The following is a 15,829-nucleotide window of genomic DNA, read 5'->3' on the forward strand; positions in this document are numbered from 1 at the left end:
GAATATGGCATTTCAAATTTTACTTAATTTTTTTCTAGCGTTTATATGGATGTTTCTATCAAATGATTATTCAACTCTAGCATTTTTTAAAGGTTATTTCTTTGGCGGACTTATTATCTTTGCGTTCAGGAAATTTTTTGACCATCGCTTTTATTTACTAAATGTGATTGCTGTCATCAACCTTTTCTTTATTTTTTGCATTGAGCTTGTTAAAGCAAATATCTCTGTGTTAAAAGTCATTTTATCACCAAAGCTTACAATGCGCCCAGGCATTTTTGCGTTAGAAACAGAGCTTGAGAAGGATTGGGAAATTACCATCCTATCGAATTTAATTACCTTAACACCAGGTACACTCGTGTTAGAGGTTTCTGAGGACAATAAAACCCTCTACATTCATGCAATGGATATTGAGGATGTAGAGCAAGCACGCCTTGATATTAAAAATTCATTTGAAAAGGCTATTAAGGAGGTGAGCCGTTAATGTTTGAATTTGTCATCGGCCTCTCGCTGCTCATTGTTGCAATTTCAACTTTATTATTTGTTTACCGCCTTGTGAAGGGGCCTTCCACACCCGATCGAGTGATTGCGCTAGATGCGATAGGCATAAATTTAATTGGCATTACGGCCATCATCTCAATCGTTCTCAATTCAAATGCATTTGTGGAGATCATTCTCTTAATCGGGATTCTAGCATTCATTGGAACCGTTGCTTTTTCAAAATGGCTGGAGAAAGGAGAAATCATCGAAAATGATCGAGATCAGTAAATTTATCGTAGGCTTTCTCGTTCTCCTTGGCTCCCTATTCAGTTTAGTGGCAGCGATCGGTGTTGTCAGGCTTCCAGATACGTACACACGCAACCATGCTGCCTCAAAAAGTTCAACCTTAGGGGTTTTAAGTATTCTGTTAGGCTTATTTATGTATTATTTACTAATTGATCATCATGTTAGTGCCCGTATACTCTTAGGAATTGTTTTTGTCTTTCTTACATCACCTGTAGCTGGTCATCTCATTATGAGGGCTGCCTACAATATGGGTGTTCCTTTATGGGCTAAGAGTGTCCGTGATGACTTGAAAACGGCACGGAAAGCTAAGAAAGAAGAGAACAAGTAACTACTGACTTTAATGTAATGTGTTAATACCCGTATTTGTGATAAAAAGACAATTAAAACATCAAAACCCCCTTTTTCGAAATCGAATTTTGAAAATAGGGGGTTTTTCAACAATCTGAGGATTCCTATTAGAATCCTCCCATTTTTAAATAATATTACCGTTTCGACACTTAATACCGAAAGCGTTATAAAATAAACCGACAAATCCCGTTCTGCTAGCAGTTTTTACCGAAATATCTTTTATTGCTTCTTTTTTAGAATAGCCATTGTACACCGTGACAAACAAATTAATTCATTCTCTTCATCAACAATCTTAACTTCCCATACCATTGTTGTTTTTCCCCTATGAGCAGGCTTAGCGTATGCGGTCACGGTCCCTGATTTTTTCCCGCGAATATGATTTGCATTGATTTCCAGTCCGACACAAGCTTCTGTTTCCTGGTCAATTAAAGAATAGGCGCCTATGCTTGCGACTGTTTCCGCCAATGCGACAGAAGCACCGCCGTGTAATAATCCAAACGGTTGATGTGTACGGTGATCAACCGGCATTGTCGCTACTACTCCCTCTGCTGAAACCGATGTGATCTCTATACCTAATGCCTCCATTAAGGTATTCTTCACATTAACGTCCACTTCACTACCTCCTTCATCTTGTAATGTCTTTATGTAGAATACAATGAGTATAACACAGCCTAATCGTTATTTTCTTAGTAAAACCACCACAAAAAGCAAATAGAAACATAGAAATAGCAATGTAGGTGTTATAGCCAGAATGTCCATATGATAACCCCCTATCTTATGAAAACGGTTAACCGTTTTCATGCAGGCTTTGTTACCATCATAAAGCATGAACATCATGACAATGTTTATCCTATGTTTAATTTTCGTAAAAACTAGATTAGACTTTGTAAATGCAAAAAAGAAGCCAAATGAACAGGCTCCTTATCCTCTACTATTCAATAATTCCCTCTGCTTTTGCAATGAGAACTGCCTCTGTACGGGTATTGACATTTAATTTATTGAAAATGGATGTCAAGCTGTATTCAATCGATCTTTTGCTTAAATGCAACTGATCGGCAATTTCTTGATTGGTTAACCCTTTTTCAACCTCATGCAGAATCGCTTTTTCACGTTCGTTAAACACATTTTGAACAGAGTCAGAATCAGCAGTTTTTGATTGTTTATGATGAAGCAGATTTCTTAAATATTGATAAGGGACGACTATATCTCCATTAATGGCATGACGAACAAAGGAGAGCAGCTTTTCCTTGGACTCGGTCTTGCTGATTGCTCCATGAATGCCAAGTCGAAGTGCCTCCTCTAAATAATCCTCCACATCATAGCCAGTATACAAGATAATTTTGCATGAATGCTCCATGCGAATAATCGTTTTAGAAAGCTCCATTCCGTTAATGTCCCCAAGATTCAAATCCATTAGTATCGCATCAAATGGGGAAAAATCATATTGTTCAAAAGCCTCAACTGTATAGGGAGGATTTAAGCAATCTACCTGAACTCCGGGCTCCGCTTCCAGAATAGCTTTTGTCCCTTCTCTTACTGCTGGATGATCATCGATAACTAAAATCGTTATTTTTTCTTTCATTTTTTTCACCCTTTAATAAAGTACTTAGCAATGAGATGTCCAATTAAGAAGGGGCTGTCTCATGAAGGGTTGGACCCCTTCGTTTTGAGAAAGCCCCTTTAGTAGACGCTGAACCTAAATCTCAACATCAATTTTTAATCCATTACCTTTTGCTGTGTCAATGTTAATTGATCCTTTTAAGGCTTTTACCCGCTCACTAATTCCTGACAATCCCATGCTTTCGGTTTTATCATACATATGATTATAATCAAACCCGACCCCATTGTCCTCATAATGAAGAACTATTTTTTCTTTTATACAAACAAGAATGATTAAAACTTGGGATGCTTTTGAATGCTTATGGGCATTTGTCAGCAATTCTTGAACAATACGATAAAGATTTAATTGTGTATCAATATCGAGATTCATTGTAAAGTTTCCTGTATTTAATCTTATATCAAAGTCTACAATTTCCTGATACTGCATCACAAGCTTATTAAGTGCCTTAACCAAGCCCAAATCATAAAGCAGTTGCGGCCGCAATTCCTGGCAAGTTTCGCGTGTGGTTTTAATGATTTTGGTCATATTGCTATTCATTTCTTGCAGCTGCTTTTTTAATTCTGTTGAGTCCACATCAATTCCAGTTAGGACAAGCTCACACTGTCTTTTTAAAGAAACCAAATCCTGAAGCACTGAATCGTGAAGGTCCTTTGCAAGATTAGACCGTTGCTTTTCTTCAATTGAAAATAACAGCTTTGTGAGCCATGCTGGATTTTGCCCCTCAGTTTCAATCTTCTGCAAATGCTGCATGAGCTCGTCAATTTTTAAAAAGTTTTCTAACGAAACATTGGTATAAAAAGATAAGGTTTTCAGCCATGATATTTCATCACGTGTAAGTCTCGGCGTATTTAAGATGGACAGACAAAGCAGCACATAGTTCTTATCCTCGGTTTCTCCAACATTGATGACAAATCCCTTATCAAGTTCAATAATTTTCCCAATTTCATTCGAAACAGCTTTTATTTCTGAAAGATATGGTCCATAGTCCGCCTCTTTCGCATGTGGGTCAACAGACCTAATCTCTTTTTGCTTATCCACCTCAATAAAAAAGGCCTTGCTGACAAGCAAAACGTCCACGATCACCTGTTTTAGCTCGGAAACAACCTGATCCAAATTGCTCGACTTCCGAATACTTTGCGTATATTTAAAGATACTGTCCTGGTAATTGTATTTTTCCGAGAACCTTTTCAGCCTAAAGCGGAAGTCGAAGATTTCTTTAATATAAAATACTCCAATTATAGCTAAATAAATATATACTGAAAGCTGAATTGGATAAAAACCAGGATTATTTTCCTTTAAATTCAACATGATCCCAACCAAAATAATGGCAGGAATGATCGCTAATAATGAATAATACCTTAGCCTGCCCAATAAAAATTCTATGTCATATATTTTAGTAGCAATAAATTGATAAACTAACGAAAAAGGAATTAACAATAGGAATGCTGATAGAAATGTCGGTGAAAACACATATCTCTGAAAGATCAAATATGGCATTACGTAAAATAATAAAAACGGTGTAAAAGCAAGAACATTTGTTACAATTAAGATCTTAACGATATATGCTTGTTCTGAATATTTTATTTTTTTCAATCCTGTAAATTTTAATACAAAGGTTAAGATAAGCATAATAAAAAAAGAACTAAGGTTTAATAATCTATTAATACTGAAATTTACCAATAACATATTAAAAACTATTTCTGCAACGATATTAATAAAAACAAGCAAATAACCGAAACGGATGAAATTAAAATGAAAAAGCTTTTTTCCTAGTTCTTTGAAATATTGATAAATAAAATGAAGATAGCTCACTGGAACTAATATAAATAGCGTTAGATTAATGTATCGGCTAATTATATCCCCTCTGGAGGAACCACTTGCACTTATATAAGCTAATGCAATTATCAATAGAAACAAATTTAATAAATGGGCAGATTTTAGGTTTGCTTCTTTATTTGAACGATAAACAAAATAAATACAAAATAAGCATAAAAAAAGGACGGTTAAAGGTATGACCGTTATAAATAAAATTTGAAAACTCATTAAGGTTTTAGGAACTTTATATTCCCGTATTATTCCTTTTTTTTCTAATTTAAATGTAAAAACTTGCTCAAAAAGACCATTTCTAACAGCAGGATAATGTAACATAGGATCTTTATTATTGATCTCTACTACAACATCTCCAACATTTATTCCTACTTTTTCAGCCCATGTTTTTGGTTCTATATTAGCTATAATCATTTTATTTTCATTTGTTACTTCTACTCCAGCTCCAACGTAGGGATACTTGAAATTTAGCAGTATTATATAAGCAACTAGAATTATACTGAATATTACTGTTAGTTGGAGTATCCTATTAAAAGTAAATCGCATTACAAACACCTTTCAGCTTAAATTAATACCAATAAAAATTCTTTAAAGAGCCTGTTCCAAGAATTCCCTCAACCACACCCAAAACATCATCTACATCCACACCAAGTAAGCTTGCTTGACCATTAACAACTTTTTCTAATACATCGGGATTTTCAATTAAAAAGTTTACAATTTCGTTCATGGTTTTATCACTCCTTAGAATGTTTTATTAGTTTTAATGATATTAGTTTTCAAGGTTTCAATTTGCTTTGCATCGATTTTCAATTCTTCGATCATTCGTATCGCCCTATTGATGGAAACTTGTCTAATAACATTTAAATACTGGGCAACTCCAGAATCGATGAGTTTTTGTTTATAGTTTTTGATATCGCCAAATTCCTCATTAATCTCTTTTCCACTCGCAAAAAACGTTAACAGGTCATGAGCATGCTTGTTGTAGCCCTTTTGCAAATATAAAATCGGCAAGGATTTCTTTTGGAGCGAACGGTCATTTTTCATCGGATGAAAGAGGTCTCTGAAATCGTTATCAGCTTGGGCAGCAATACCAATCTGATAAGAGTATTCCTCTACCACAGGGTAATGGGCATTCGCTAACAGCATCCCGCTAACAGAGGCCAGTGCAATAAGCGACCCTGACTTAAGCTTCATCATCTCTAAACATTCTTTTTCTGTATTTAATGAATTTTGCAAATCATCGTGCTGCCCTTCCATTGCTTGAACAGCGTATTTATTAACAGCATGCAAAATCTGATGTTGAAACGGTGAAGATAGTGTTAAAAAAGTGTGTTGGCTAACTGTATACAGTGTCGTAGCAGCATTTAAAGCAATAGCAGGATCAATTTGCATCCAAGGCTCAAGCTTATTATCCAAGTCCTCCAGGTCATCAAACATATCAAACGATAAAATTAACAATTCAATAGCTGCTGCCATCCGCAGAACTTCTGGGTCTTTTCCCCCGAACACCTTATGATGAACTAGTGCCAAATGACCAAAATTAAAACTTTTTTTTTCATTAACAAAGGAGTGTAATAGGTTTTGCAGATTAGGATTCTTAACATTTATGGCAATCGCCTGGTTCATCTGTTGCTTTATAGATTGAAAGTCTACATCTACTATCACAATCACCCCTTCGGCTTAATATTACTATACAAAAGAGGATTTGAGTAGTAAAAATAGTATATTGTACCCTATTCCATTCCATTTTTACCTATTTCACTTAAAAATGTCAATTAATAACACAAAAAAACTTGGCAAAAGTGCCAAGTTTTTTTAAGCTTATTCATTTAAGAGACGTTCAATACTGCATATTTATCATACTTATCAATACTTTTATTTATACTGTGTAATGATTCTTTCGTTTCTTTAATTTCTTGTTCAAGTTTCAGTAGCAGCTTCGTCATTTCTTCAATCTTTTGCTGATCCATCGTTTCACACTCCTTATAAGTTGGTAAGCGAATGCATGGCCAACGTACACAACATTATTGTTCTATCTATTAAAATTCTAAAATACTTTCCGTTGATTTTCACCGAAAATAATACGTAATACTCAATGCGTGATACCGCAAACAAACGCAATAGTCCAAATTATGTATTTTCGATACATCTTTATACCTGATTCAGTCATCTCTATGTCTTTTTTCTCCTGCTTAACGATACGTGTCTTCTTAGAAGCAAATTGGGGGGATGCTGTTATTTTTTTATTCAAAACAAAAGGTTGACTCCCTAGCGTATTCAAACATGCATACGGAGGAAGTCAACCCATTTGTTTTTATACTGTTAGGATATTATGATCAAAAATATTCTGCGCCTTTATAATTGCTAGTTCAATTAATTCTGCTTTTTTCTCTTTTGGCCCCTGATACTCTAAGGTGTAGTCTTCAATTCCAGTTTTTGAAAACAAGCATTCCATTTTAATTTTGCAATTGTCTTTCATAACCGAAAATACTGCAACCATCTTATCGTCCAAGACAAAAAATGTTGGCTGCCCTCCCATAGAGATAAAGACCTCCTTTAATTGCTCATTTTTCATTTTCAAAAAAGGCTTTTACAATTATTAAAATTCTACGGCCTATGTATGTTTCCTTTTTATTTTTCTTAATTTTTTATTTTTTTGTCTGTAGGAAAAAAAATTTTAAAAAAAGGATTTTTCTTATTCCTCATTATGCTCTAAAACGCTAAAAACTTACGCTATTTTCCTTTACCCATTGGTGTTAAATCTTAACAAGGATACATTGCTTTATCCCGTCAAAACTAGAAGAAGTGGGGTGAAAAAAATTGGATTTTTTCTCTATTGAGTTTTTTACTGCACTTCTGTCAATCGTAATGATTGACTTAGTTCTTGCCGGTGATAATGCTATTGTCATCGGGCTTGCTGCCCGTAATCTTCCTAAGGATCAGCAAAAGAAAGTGATTCTTTTTGGAACGATAGGGGCCATTTTTATAAGGGCTATTGCAACTTTGGTTGTTGTTTATTTGCTAAAGATACCTGGACTTCTTCTTGTTGGGGGCTTGGTTTTATTATGGATTGCTTACAACTTAATGACGGAAGAAGATAGTCATGAGGTAAAATCAACCTATAGCTTCTGGGCAGCGATACGCACCATTATCATTGCAGATGCAGCAATGGGGCTTGACAATGTGCTGGCAGTAGCTGGAGCAGCACACGGAAGCTTTTTATTAGTCATTTTAGGCTTGTTAATCTCCATCCCAATTGTTGTCTGGGGGAGCACAGTCATTTTGAAATTCATGGAAAAATACCCGCAAATTATATTAGTGGGTGCCGCAGTTGTCGCTTGGACAGCTACAAAAATGATTGTAAAAGAACCTTTTCTTCAAAACCTTTTTGCGGATGAATGGGTTCAATATGCCTTTGAAATCATTGTCGTGGCAGCCATCTTAATTGTGGGTTATATTAAAATGAAGCGCAACATTTTAAGTGAAGAAACAAGAGAAAAAAGTGCTAGTTAGTGAAAGTTAACTAGCACTTCTAATATTGAAATCATATCTGAAATTAACATTTATAGAATCGAAAGTATTAAAAGTGTTTTAAAAAGCTAATTGTCATCTTTATCCAACCGAAAAAGGATAACCACAATGGGATACTTAATAATGTTGCCCAAAACATACCTTTCATAAAGTTTTCTTCGTGCATTTTCCTCACACCTCTCAAAATTAGATGTTAATCCTATCTTTTCCATGGTGTATGTATTTAAACATTTAGAAAACGCTTACATTTTTTATTCCTTCTTGCTATTATCTTTATTCCGTTTCTAGAAGCTTAATTCCTTCGAAAAAATTTCTTCATTTTCTTACATTGTTTTTAACTTTCCCTATTTTTAAAAGATAAAAACACATTAATTATTTTATCCGCATATAGTGTTACATATTATTGGTAAGGAGTGGGAAGTATGCCTGCCATTAACGGGAAACAGTACTTAGCACGTATGAACCAATTAAAGCCCGAGGTGTGGATAAAAGGTGAAAAGATAAAAGGGAATTTATCAATGCACCCTGCATATAAAGGGGCGATGAAGACAAAAGCAGCTCTTTACGATTTACAGGTTCATCCTGAGTTAATCAATAACATGACATATAGGTCGCCCAAAACAAATGATCGGGTCGGGTTATCGTTTTTACAGCCTAAATCAAAGGAAGATCTTGAAGCGAGGAGGCATATGATCAAGATTTGGGCGACAAAAACGGCGGGAATGATGGGACGAACGCCTGATTATTTGAATACAGTTCTTATGACGTTAGCCGCTTCGGCAAGTATTCTTAATGATCAAGACGAAGAGTTTAGCAAAAACCTTATCAATCTCTATGAAATGGCGCGTGAAAAAGATCTTTCTTTTACCCATAGCTTTATCAATCCACAGGTGAATCGGTCCTCAAGCTATGTTGAACAATCTGGTCAGCCAATTGCTCTCACGATTGTGAAAAAAACTTCAGATGGACTTATCGTTAACGGAGCCAGACTTTTGGCGACTCAAGGGGGCATGACTGATGAGGTCTTTGTATTACCATCAGGCTCTTATCCAATGGATGAAGAGTATGCTTTTTCTTTTAGTATTCCGACTGATACAAAGGGCTTAAAGTTTGTATGCCGCGAATCTTATTATCAAGGTGAATCAACGGTTAATTATCCCCTTTCATCGCGTTTTCATGAAATGGATACAATCATGATTTTTGATAAGGTGCTGGTACCTTGGGAGCGTGTATTTTTTTATCACCGGCAAGATATAGCACAAAAGCTCTTTTCCAAAAGCAGCTTTACATCACAAGCGCTTCACCAAGTTGTGATTAGGCAAATTACAAAAACTGAGTTCATTTTAGGGCTTGCCCAGAAAATGGTGCTCACTTTGAATGTATCAGAATATCAGCATATTAAGGAAAAAATAAGTGAAATCATCATCGGGTTAGAAACGATGAAGGCGCTATTGGATCGCGCTGAGCTCCAAGCTAGTGAGGATGACTGGGGATCCGTAGTTCCGAATGTGAACTCATTATATGTTGCCATAACGATGTTTCCAAAACTATATCCACGGATCATTGAAATCTTACAGCTTATTGGAGCAGGGGGCTTAGTTTCTCTTCCAAATGAAGAGGATTTCCAGTCCGAATTAAATGTAGAAATGGCTCAGTATTGCCAGGGAACTGCCTGTGATGCAATCACAAAAACGAAAATTTTCAGGCTTGCCTGGGACTTAACCATGAGTGCCTTTGGAACGCGCCAAACACAATATGAACGTTATTTTTTTGGAGACCCAGTGAAGCTGGCTTCCAATATCTATAACAGCTACCCAAGGGATGAATATATTAAACAAGTTGAAGATTTTTTAGAATAAATTAAAGAGGCTCACTAATCTTAGAGCCTCTACTAATTGCTTTACATTTCTCCAACCCAGTGAATTAATTTAGCCGCCAACTCTTCCGCTGTATTTTCCGCTGCGTTTTTCGACAAGGACGCAATAAGCCGAGCTTTAAGCTCTTCTCTTTCCTCCTCATATTGCACCGTTGTTGACCATTCAATTTCAGGTATCGCAATCATGGTGAATTCCTGTTTTTTATTTTCATATATGTAAACATTTTCTATAAAAGCATTTCCATTATGTACGTTTGCTTTTCTTATTTTCATATACAACATCCTTTCCCACTTTCATCTGCTATAATTATAGTAAATTTTGCAAAGCAAAAAAAGGGTGTGACCCGTTTTTATAATGTATCCTATAGAGTAGGCACTAAAAAAAAGTGCTCTTTCTATAGGGTACATTTTAGTTTGGAGTCTGCCCCTTTTTTTGTTAGCTATTAAAGAAATCGGATTGATCAAACAGGTCAATATCACTAAAATTTGTTATATTGAATAGATTATGCATTTCAATAAAATCCCCGCTATTGGCTACACCAGAGCCTGATGAAGACTTATCTGCACTTTTTGGAGATAAGCTGAATGAATCTCCTACCTTAAAAATCGCATTTCCCTCAATCGAGTTCAATTGAACCGGACCGACAATTGCAGGCATTGCTCTTCCTCCCTTTCTTGCCCATAAAGCAGCTTTAACGTCATTATATGGGCAAAAGGAAAAAGGGTTCTACTTACCCTTCAGCTTTCTCCATCTTAAGCTCCTTTTTGTATTTCATTCTTAATTTTATTAGTCTAATAATATTCAGAATGACCGCCTTTAACACGGCATAGGTTGGAACAGCTAATATCATCCCGATAATTCCTCCAAAGCTTCCTGCACCAATTAATAATAAAATAATCGTTAACGGATGAGTGTTTAATCGTTTCCCAATAATAAGAGGTGAGAGAAAGTTCCCATCGATCTGCTGAACAACAAGTACGACAAGAGCTGCCAAGAGCGCCTTCGTTGGTGACTCAAGCAGAGCGATAATCACAGCAGGTGCAGCACCAATGAACGGTCCTAAATAAGGGATAATGTTCGCAACAGCCACGACAATTCCAAGAACTAACGAATAATCTAATCCAATGATTGTATAACCGATGAAACACCCTAAACCAACGGCAAGTGACACGATTAGCTGTCCTTGAATATAAGCTGATAAGGTTTCATTTAAATCATGGAAAATTTTAATTCCCTCACGACGATAGGCAGAAGGAAGGATTTTCACTGCGGTTGAAGGCAGCTTGTGACCGTCCTTTAGCATATAGAATAAAATAAACGGAACCGTAATGATTGTTAACGTAATATCTGTTACAACGCCTAAAATCTTTGTAAAACTGGCAGTAATGTTTTCAGGCAAGCTTGTTGCATAGTCTGATAGTGTAGCCTCGATTTGCTCAAAGGAAACATACTCCTGTTCCATCAGCCATTTAAATCCAGGTGATTGCGACATATTTAAAATAAACTCTGTTATTTCTCCAATATATGTAGGAAAATTTTCAACCAAGTCAGTGGCCTGGTCCGAAAGAATGGGGCCAATAAAGGCAATAAGTGCGGAAATAACTCCGATAAACACAATATATGGAATTAATATTGCCAATGTTCTCGGAACCTTTCCTCTTTCAAGCAGCTTCACTAATGGAGCAAAAATAAAATACAAAATCCCTGCAATGAGAATCGGAAAGAATAGCGTCGAAGCAAAGACAATGATCGGTTCAAACAAAAAGGATACCTTTGTACCAACATAAATAATTAAGAGCAGCAATAAAATCTGCAATGACCAAAAATGAATCTTTGATTTAAACACACTTTTTCCTCCTGTTTCGTGAGAACCTTTTGTTCTAGGCAAAATGGCTAGAGCAGGCATAAGAATTAATTATGTATACGAATGTTTTTGATAAATGGTTTCAAAAATGTCTTTCTTTCTATAACAAATGTACAATATTTTTCTTACGTTTACCAATAATATCCTGCTTCCTTACATATTTTCTTTTTGTAAAACGAAAAAAGCAGCTAGACTTATAATCTAACCACTTCTCCAATTACGTAAACCTAATCCTCAACTTCCAGTAGCTGTACTGGTTCTAGCTCAGGTATTTTTTGAATTTCAACTGAGCGGATGAGATGACCTTCCATATCAAGAATATGAAACTCAAAACCATTGTAATTCAGCTTATCTCCCTGTTTACTCTCAATATTTTGGGTAAGAATCCAACCGCCAAGTGTATCAATGTCTTCATCATTTATATCTAAGCCTAGCATATTATTAATCTCGGAAATAAGCACTTTTCCATCAATTACAAAATGCGAGTCACCGCGCTTTTGAATGTCCGGTACCTCATCTTGGTCAAATTCATCGCGGATATCGCCGACAATCTCTTCAATGATATCCTCTACTGTCACAAGACCGGCTGTGCCTCCGTACTCATCAACTAATATTGCCATATGCACGCGCTCTTTTTGCATTTTAATTAATAAATCATGAATCGGAATGGATTCAATTACTTGAATCACGGGACGAATATATTTTTCTATTGTTGTAGCATTTCTTCTTTCGGGTGTTAAATAATACAAATCTGTAAAAATTTCTTTTAGATTAACCATACCAATGATATGGTCTTTATCCCCGTTTACGACAGGATAACGGGTGAATTTTTCGTTTCTCATGATTTCTATGTTTTCATGAAACGTTTTTTCCACTGATGTTGTTACGATTTCTGTCCGCGGCACCATAATTTCTTTTGCGATTCGTTCATCAAATTCAAAAATACGGTTTACATATTTAAATTCTGACTGATTGATCTCACCGCTTTTGTAGCTTTCAGAAAGAATAATTCGGAGCTCCTCTTCTGAGTGGGCTAATTCATGCTCTGATGCGGGTTTCAGACCAAATAACCTAACAAGCAAATTAGCTGATCCATTTAATATCCAAATAAATGGGAACATCACCTTGTAAAATAAGATAAGCGGTCTTGCAAAGGCTAATGTAATAAATTCCGCTTTCTGAATCGCCACTGTTTTAGGAGCAAGCTCTCCAATGACAACATGTAAAAATGTAATGGCAAGAAAGGCAATCACAAAAGTTAAAAGGTGGACAAGCGACTCATTCAAATGAAAGGTTTCAAAAAGCGGATGGAGCAATCTTTCTACTGTCGGTTCTCCGAGCCAGCCCAGTCCTAATGCAGTGATGGTTATTCCTAGCTGACATGCCGATAAATAGCCATCAAGATTTGAAGTCACTTTCTTCGCAGCTATTGCAGAAGTGCTCCCCTCTGCAATAAGCTGATCAAGCCGTGAACTTCTTAATTTAACGATCGCAAATTCCGAAGCTACGAAAAATGCCGTTATTGCTATTAATATCGCAACAATTACCAGGTTAACTATATCCAAAATAAGGGACTGGCCTTCAATGGTAAACCATTAACTTTCTCGCTTGGACAGTCCCAGTCACCTCCTAGGAAATGAAATTTTCTCTGTCAGGTTATTTTTCCTCTCTTTAGAAGAAGATCATAACAAATCTTAAACTTTCAAAAAGAGCCATTCATACTCCTGCTACATATGTTAAAGCAGCGGCACTTAACAATTTATTTATGCAATGTTCTTCATCGTTAAGGATCATTTTTTACACACGAGCTTGTTACATATTATTCCTCGCTATTATTCATCCCTGTAAACATTAGGATAAAACGTAACAATTCCATTATAGCAACTATTGTCGCAGCAACATATGTCAGAGCAGCAGCGTTTAAGACCTTTCTCGCTCCACCCTCTTCGTTGTTTCGAATCATACCAGAGCTCACCATAAAATCATGTGCTCTTGATGAAGCATTGTACTCAACCGGCAGAGTAACTACCTGAAAGAGTACAGAAGCCGCGAAGAATACAATTCCAAGGAGTAACATTCCGGAAGCCTGCATCAGTATACCAGCTAGAATAAAGAAAAAGGATAGGTTTGAACCCCAGTTCGCCACTGGTACAAGAGCGTGTCTGATTCTAAGCGGGGCATAGTTCACTTGATCTTGAACAGCATGACCACATTCATGTGTGGCTACTGATATAGCCGCTATCGAATTTCCATAATAATTGTCCTGAGATAAACGTACTGTTTTACTTCTAGGGTCATAATGGTCCGTTAGTTTACCTCTTACTGCTTCAACTTTAACATGATATAATCCATTCTCGTCTAAAACCCGCCTTGCAGCTTCAGCACCGGTAATGCCCGATGATGTCCCTACATTTGAATATTTATTATAAGTGTTTCTTAAATACAATTGAATCAATAATGGTACAGCCATTATGATAATAAAATAAATAAGAAATCCCATATTGGTAAAACCTCCTATAAAGAAATTTTTTAAAATCTCACTGACTAGTGAGTTTGAATTTTATTTGCATCTATTATACCCCTGTTTATTCTGGCCCTTCTTATGTTTTATTAGACAATTAAAACTGTTGCAAAAGAAACAACAACGATTGCATTAGAGCCCTGCTTTGCGGAGTAATCTGCTTTGAAACCTTTTTTTGTGAATCCTCGCTTAAGCGATCAAAAATCGGCTTCAATTCGTTAATTTCAATTTCAAGCTGCTTCATATGGGCTGCCAAAATTTCCGCCTGTTTTAAGCATTTATCCTGCTGTTGGCCCGATTGCCTTCCCGAACGCTTCAGCTCCAGACGTTCTTTAATATCCTGTAAGCTCATATTTAATTCTTTGCACATTTCAATAAAGCGAATATCATTAATCGATTGTTCAGAATATAAACGGTAGTTTGAGGAAGAAGTTGATTCCACCTGCAGCAGTCCTATTTGAGTGTAATAATCAATGGTCCGTTTCGAAACATTTGCCTTTTTTGCTATTTCACCAATTTTATACAGCGTAACCCCATCAAATCACCTCGTACTACTAGTAATACCTTCATTTTATCGTTTTAAAACTGTACAGTCAAACGTTATGGTTTGTTCATTTATTTCATATGCAAAATAACTATGTATATAAAGAAATGGTAAAACCTGCTTTTAAGAACAAAAGCGCAAGCGCCTTGATCAGCCCCGACAAGCATAAGCCAAATTGGAATAGAAGGCGTTTTTTGCCTTCTATTCCAATTTGGCTTATGACCTCGAGGGGCTAGGCGCTGGAGCTGGATGTCAAAGCGCTTATCCACAGTTCAAGAATTTTATAATTTACTAAACGATAAGAAAGCTTGTTTTACCATGATCTATTTATATTATACTGTTTTTCGATATTTCGTTAATAACCGGTCTATTTCCTGATCCAAGCGTTCGACTATTTTCAGCGCTTCTTCTTCACTAATTTTCCGATAATGATGTTTTCCAAGAGGCTCTTCATCCATTTCATCCGCCATACGAACTATCTGCTGCAGTGACGTTTTCTTCATTGAGTTTTCTGGCAAATAGGAATCTGTATGCAATAAAACAGCTAACGCTATTTCCTTTGCATTTTGCCGATCCTCGCCAAGTCGGATGAGAAGCTTATGGGCACGCTCTGCCCCCTTAATAGCATGAATGTCATTTTTTCTATATTCCTCATAATCCCATTTTCCATTTGTATACCATTCATAATGACCTATATCATGAAGCAAGCCTGCTTTAGCTGCGATATCCGGATTCACTCCATGCTTAATGGCGAGTTGAACAGCATATTGGGCAACCCTAATCGCATGTAAAACTCCAGATCGATTTAAATACTTTTGTGCAATAGGATGGATAAATATATCCATGATTCTTACTCGTCGCATGGTCATCCTCCTTTTGTTAAATATTCAGATCAATGTAACATATCCAGTCA

Annotated in this window: 19 protein-coding genes; 5 read left to right on the forward strand and 14 right to left on the reverse strand. The window is 36.2% G+C overall.

The genetic code is table 11. From position 1 onward, the window contains the following. Nucleotides 1-4: 4 nt before the first annotated feature. From ACSVDH_RS23330 to mnhG, 3 genes are read left to right on the forward strand one after another with little or no spacing between them, the layout of a single operon-like run. Nucleotides 5-481: a Na+/H+ antiporter subunit E gene (locus ACSVDH_RS23330; RefSeq protein ID WP_299087351.1), complete on the forward strand. Its 477-nt coding sequence runs from the start codon at nucleotides 5-7 to the stop codon at nucleotides 479-481. Continuing rightward, the gene (locus ACSVDH_RS23335) at nucleotides 481-765 is read left to right on the forward strand and encodes a Na(+)/H(+) antiporter subunit F1 (protein ID WP_439251649.1); all 285 of its coding nucleotides are present in this window, start codon (nucleotides 481-483) and stop codon (nucleotides 763-765) included. Before ACSVDH_RS23330 ends, ACSVDH_RS23335 begins: the two co-directional genes overlap by 1 nt. Then, the gene (mnhG, locus tag ACSVDH_RS23340) at nucleotides 749-1,111 is read left to right on the forward strand and encodes a monovalent cation/H(+) antiporter subunit G (protein WP_439251648.1); all 363 of its coding nucleotides are present in this window, start codon (nucleotides 749-751) and stop codon (nucleotides 1,109-1,111) included. The genes ACSVDH_RS23335 and mnhG overlap by 17 nt, the downstream gene beginning before the upstream one ends. Nucleotides 1,112-1,350: 239 nt before the next feature. Here the strand turns inward: mnhG and ACSVDH_RS23345 are convergent, their stop codons facing one another. From ACSVDH_RS23345 to ACSVDH_RS23375, 7 genes are all read right to left on the reverse strand, one after another. Beyond that, on the reverse strand, nucleotides 1,351-1,716 hold the full coding sequence (locus ACSVDH_RS23345; RefSeq protein ID WP_439251659.1) for a hotdog fold thioesterase: 366 nt from the start codon (nucleotides 1,714-1,716) through the stop codon (nucleotides 1,351-1,353). Between the two features lie 346 nt (nucleotides 1,717-2,062). After that, a complete protein-coding gene (locus ACSVDH_RS23350) occupies nucleotides 2,063-2,713 on the reverse strand; it encodes a response regulator transcription factor (RefSeq protein ID WP_439251647.1) in 651 nt (216 codons plus the stop codon). A 114-nt stretch (nucleotides 2,714-2,827) separates the two neighbouring features. After that, a complete protein-coding gene (locus ACSVDH_RS23355; protein ID WP_439251645.1) occupies nucleotides 2,828-5,125 on the reverse strand; it encodes a histidine kinase in 2,298 nt (765 codons plus the stop codon). A gap of 22 nt (nucleotides 5,126-5,147) precedes the next feature. Further along, complete coding sequence (gene comX, locus ACSVDH_RS23360; protein ID WP_299087361.1) at nucleotides 5,148-5,306, reverse strand: competence pheromone ComX; 159 nt, start codon at nucleotides 5,304-5,306, stop codon at nucleotides 5,148-5,150. A gap of 14 nt (nucleotides 5,307-5,320) precedes the next feature. After that, nucleotides 5,321-6,244, reverse strand: coding sequence for a polyprenyl synthetase family protein (locus ACSVDH_RS23365; RefSeq protein WP_439251643.1), 924 nt, complete (start codon nucleotides 6,242-6,244; stop codon nucleotides 5,321-5,323). A gap of 164 nt (nucleotides 6,245-6,408) precedes the next feature. Next, entirely contained in the window at nucleotides 6,409-6,549 is a 141-nt protein-coding gene (locus tag ACSVDH_RS23370; RefSeq protein WP_046587683.1) for a DegQ family regulator, read from the reverse strand. A 344-nt stretch (nucleotides 6,550-6,893) separates the two neighbouring features. Then, nucleotides 6,894-7,118, reverse strand: coding sequence for a hypothetical protein (locus ACSVDH_RS23375; protein WP_299087367.1), 225 nt, complete (start codon nucleotides 7,116-7,118; stop codon nucleotides 6,894-6,896). A 281-nt stretch (nucleotides 7,119-7,399) separates the two neighbouring features. Here ACSVDH_RS23375 and ACSVDH_RS23380 point away from each other — a divergent pair, with 281 nt between their 5' ends. Both ACSVDH_RS23380 and hpaB read left to right on the forward strand, forming a co-directional pair. After that, the gene (locus tag ACSVDH_RS23380) at nucleotides 7,400-8,092 is read left to right on the forward strand and encodes a TerC family protein (protein ID WP_439251642.1); all 693 of its coding nucleotides are present in this window, start codon (nucleotides 7,400-7,402) and stop codon (nucleotides 8,090-8,092) included. Between the two features lie 440 nt (nucleotides 8,093-8,532). Then, complete coding sequence (gene hpaB, locus ACSVDH_RS23385; protein WP_439251640.1) at nucleotides 8,533-9,969, forward strand: 4-hydroxyphenylacetate 3-monooxygenase, oxygenase component; 1,437 nt, start codon at nucleotides 8,533-8,535, stop codon at nucleotides 9,967-9,969. 41 nt (nucleotides 9,970-10,010) lie between these two features. On the opposite strand, the gene ACSVDH_RS23390 is transcribed toward hpaB, so the two are convergent. The 7 genes from ACSVDH_RS23390 to ACSVDH_RS23420 form a co-directional block, all read right to left on the reverse strand. Continuing rightward, nucleotides 10,011-10,259 carry a YueH family protein gene (locus ACSVDH_RS23390; protein WP_439251638.1) on the reverse strand — a complete coding sequence of 83 codons (249 nt, stop codon included), beginning with the start codon at nucleotides 10,257-10,259 and terminating at the stop codon, nucleotides 10,011-10,013. Nucleotides 10,260-10,422: 163 nt separating this feature from the next. Then, on the reverse strand, nucleotides 10,423-10,644 hold the full coding sequence (locus ACSVDH_RS23395) for a spore germination protein (RefSeq protein WP_299087376.1): 222 nt from the start codon (nucleotides 10,642-10,644) through the stop codon (nucleotides 10,423-10,425). Nucleotides 10,645-10,717: 73 nt separating this feature from the next. Next, nucleotides 10,718-11,833, reverse strand: coding sequence for an AI-2E family transporter (locus tag ACSVDH_RS23400; protein ID WP_439251636.1), 1,116 nt, complete (start codon nucleotides 11,831-11,833; stop codon nucleotides 10,718-10,720). A 245-nt stretch (nucleotides 11,834-12,078) separates the two neighbouring features. Beyond that, nucleotides 12,079-13,416 (reverse strand): hemolysin family protein, encoded by a 1,338-nt coding sequence (locus ACSVDH_RS23405; protein WP_299087380.1) that lies wholly within the window; start codon nucleotides 13,414-13,416, stop codon nucleotides 12,079-12,081. Between the two features lie 254 nt (nucleotides 13,417-13,670). Beyond that, a complete protein-coding gene (locus ACSVDH_RS23410; RefSeq protein ID WP_299087381.1) occupies nucleotides 13,671-14,351 on the reverse strand; it encodes a zinc metallopeptidase in 681 nt (226 codons plus the stop codon). Between the two features lie 118 nt (nucleotides 14,352-14,469). Then, a complete protein-coding gene (locus ACSVDH_RS23415) occupies nucleotides 14,470-14,898 on the reverse strand; it encodes a MerR family transcriptional regulator (protein ID WP_518618358.1) in 429 nt (142 codons plus the stop codon). Between the two features lie 350 nt (nucleotides 14,899-15,248). Next, nucleotides 15,249-15,779 carry an HD domain-containing protein gene (locus ACSVDH_RS23420; protein ID WP_299087383.1) on the reverse strand — a complete coding sequence of 177 codons (531 nt, stop codon included), beginning with the start codon at nucleotides 15,777-15,779 and terminating at the stop codon, nucleotides 15,249-15,251. Between the last annotated feature and the right edge of the window lie 50 nt (nucleotides 15,780-15,829).

The organism is Metabacillus sp. Hm71, assembly GCF_051842955.2.
GTDB lineage: Bacteria > Bacillota > Bacilli > Bacillales > Bacillaceae > Metabacillus.

Coding starts and splice junctions, on each gene's coding strand:
- mnhG (WP_439251648.1), top strand. CDS start 749: ATGATCGAGATCAGTAAATTTATCGTAGGCTTTCTCGTTCTCCTTGGC.
- ACSVDH_RS23330 (WP_299087351.1), top strand. CDS start 5: ATGGCATTTCAAATTTTACTTAATTTTTTTCTAGCGTTTATATGGATG.
- ACSVDH_RS23345 (WP_439251659.1), bottom strand. CDS start 1,716: ATGGAGGCATTAGGTATAGAGATCACATCGGTTTCAGCAGAGGGAGTA.
- ACSVDH_RS23410 (WP_299087381.1), bottom strand. CDS start 14,351: ATGGGATTTCTTATTTATTTTATTATCATAATGGCTGTACCATTATTG.
- hpaB (WP_439251640.1), top strand. CDS start 8,533: ATGCCTGCCATTAACGGGAAACAGTACTTAGCACGTATGAACCAATTA.
- ACSVDH_RS23390 (WP_439251638.1), bottom strand. CDS start 10,259: ATGAAAATAAGAAAAGCAAACGTACATAATGGAAATGCTTTTATAGAA.
- ACSVDH_RS23375 (WP_299087367.1), bottom strand. CDS start 7,118: ATGGGAGGGCAGCCAACATTTTTTGTCTTGGACGATAAGATGGTTGCA.
- comX (WP_299087361.1), bottom strand. CDS start 5,306: ATGAACGAAATTGTAAACTTTTTAATTGAAAATCCCGATGTATTAGAA.
- ACSVDH_RS23370 (WP_046587683.1), bottom strand. CDS start 6,549: ATGGATCAGCAAAAGATTGAAGAAATGACGAAGCTGCTACTGAAACTT.
- ACSVDH_RS23395 (WP_299087376.1), bottom strand. CDS start 10,644: ATGCCTGCAATTGTCGGTCCGGTTCAATTGAACTCGATTGAGGGAAAT.
- ACSVDH_RS23355 (WP_439251645.1), bottom strand. CDS start 5,125: ATGCGATTTACTTTTAATAGGATACTCCAACTAACAGTAATATTCAGT.
- ACSVDH_RS23335 (WP_439251649.1), top strand. CDS start 481: ATGTTTGAATTTGTCATCGGCCTCTCGCTGCTCATTGTTGCAATTTCA.
- ACSVDH_RS23350 (WP_439251647.1), bottom strand. CDS start 2,713: ATGAAAGAAAAAATAACGATTTTAGTTATCGATGATCATCCAGCAGTA.
- ACSVDH_RS23420 (WP_299087383.1), bottom strand. CDS start 15,779: ATGCGACGAGTAAGAATCATGGATATATTTATCCATCCTATTGCACAA.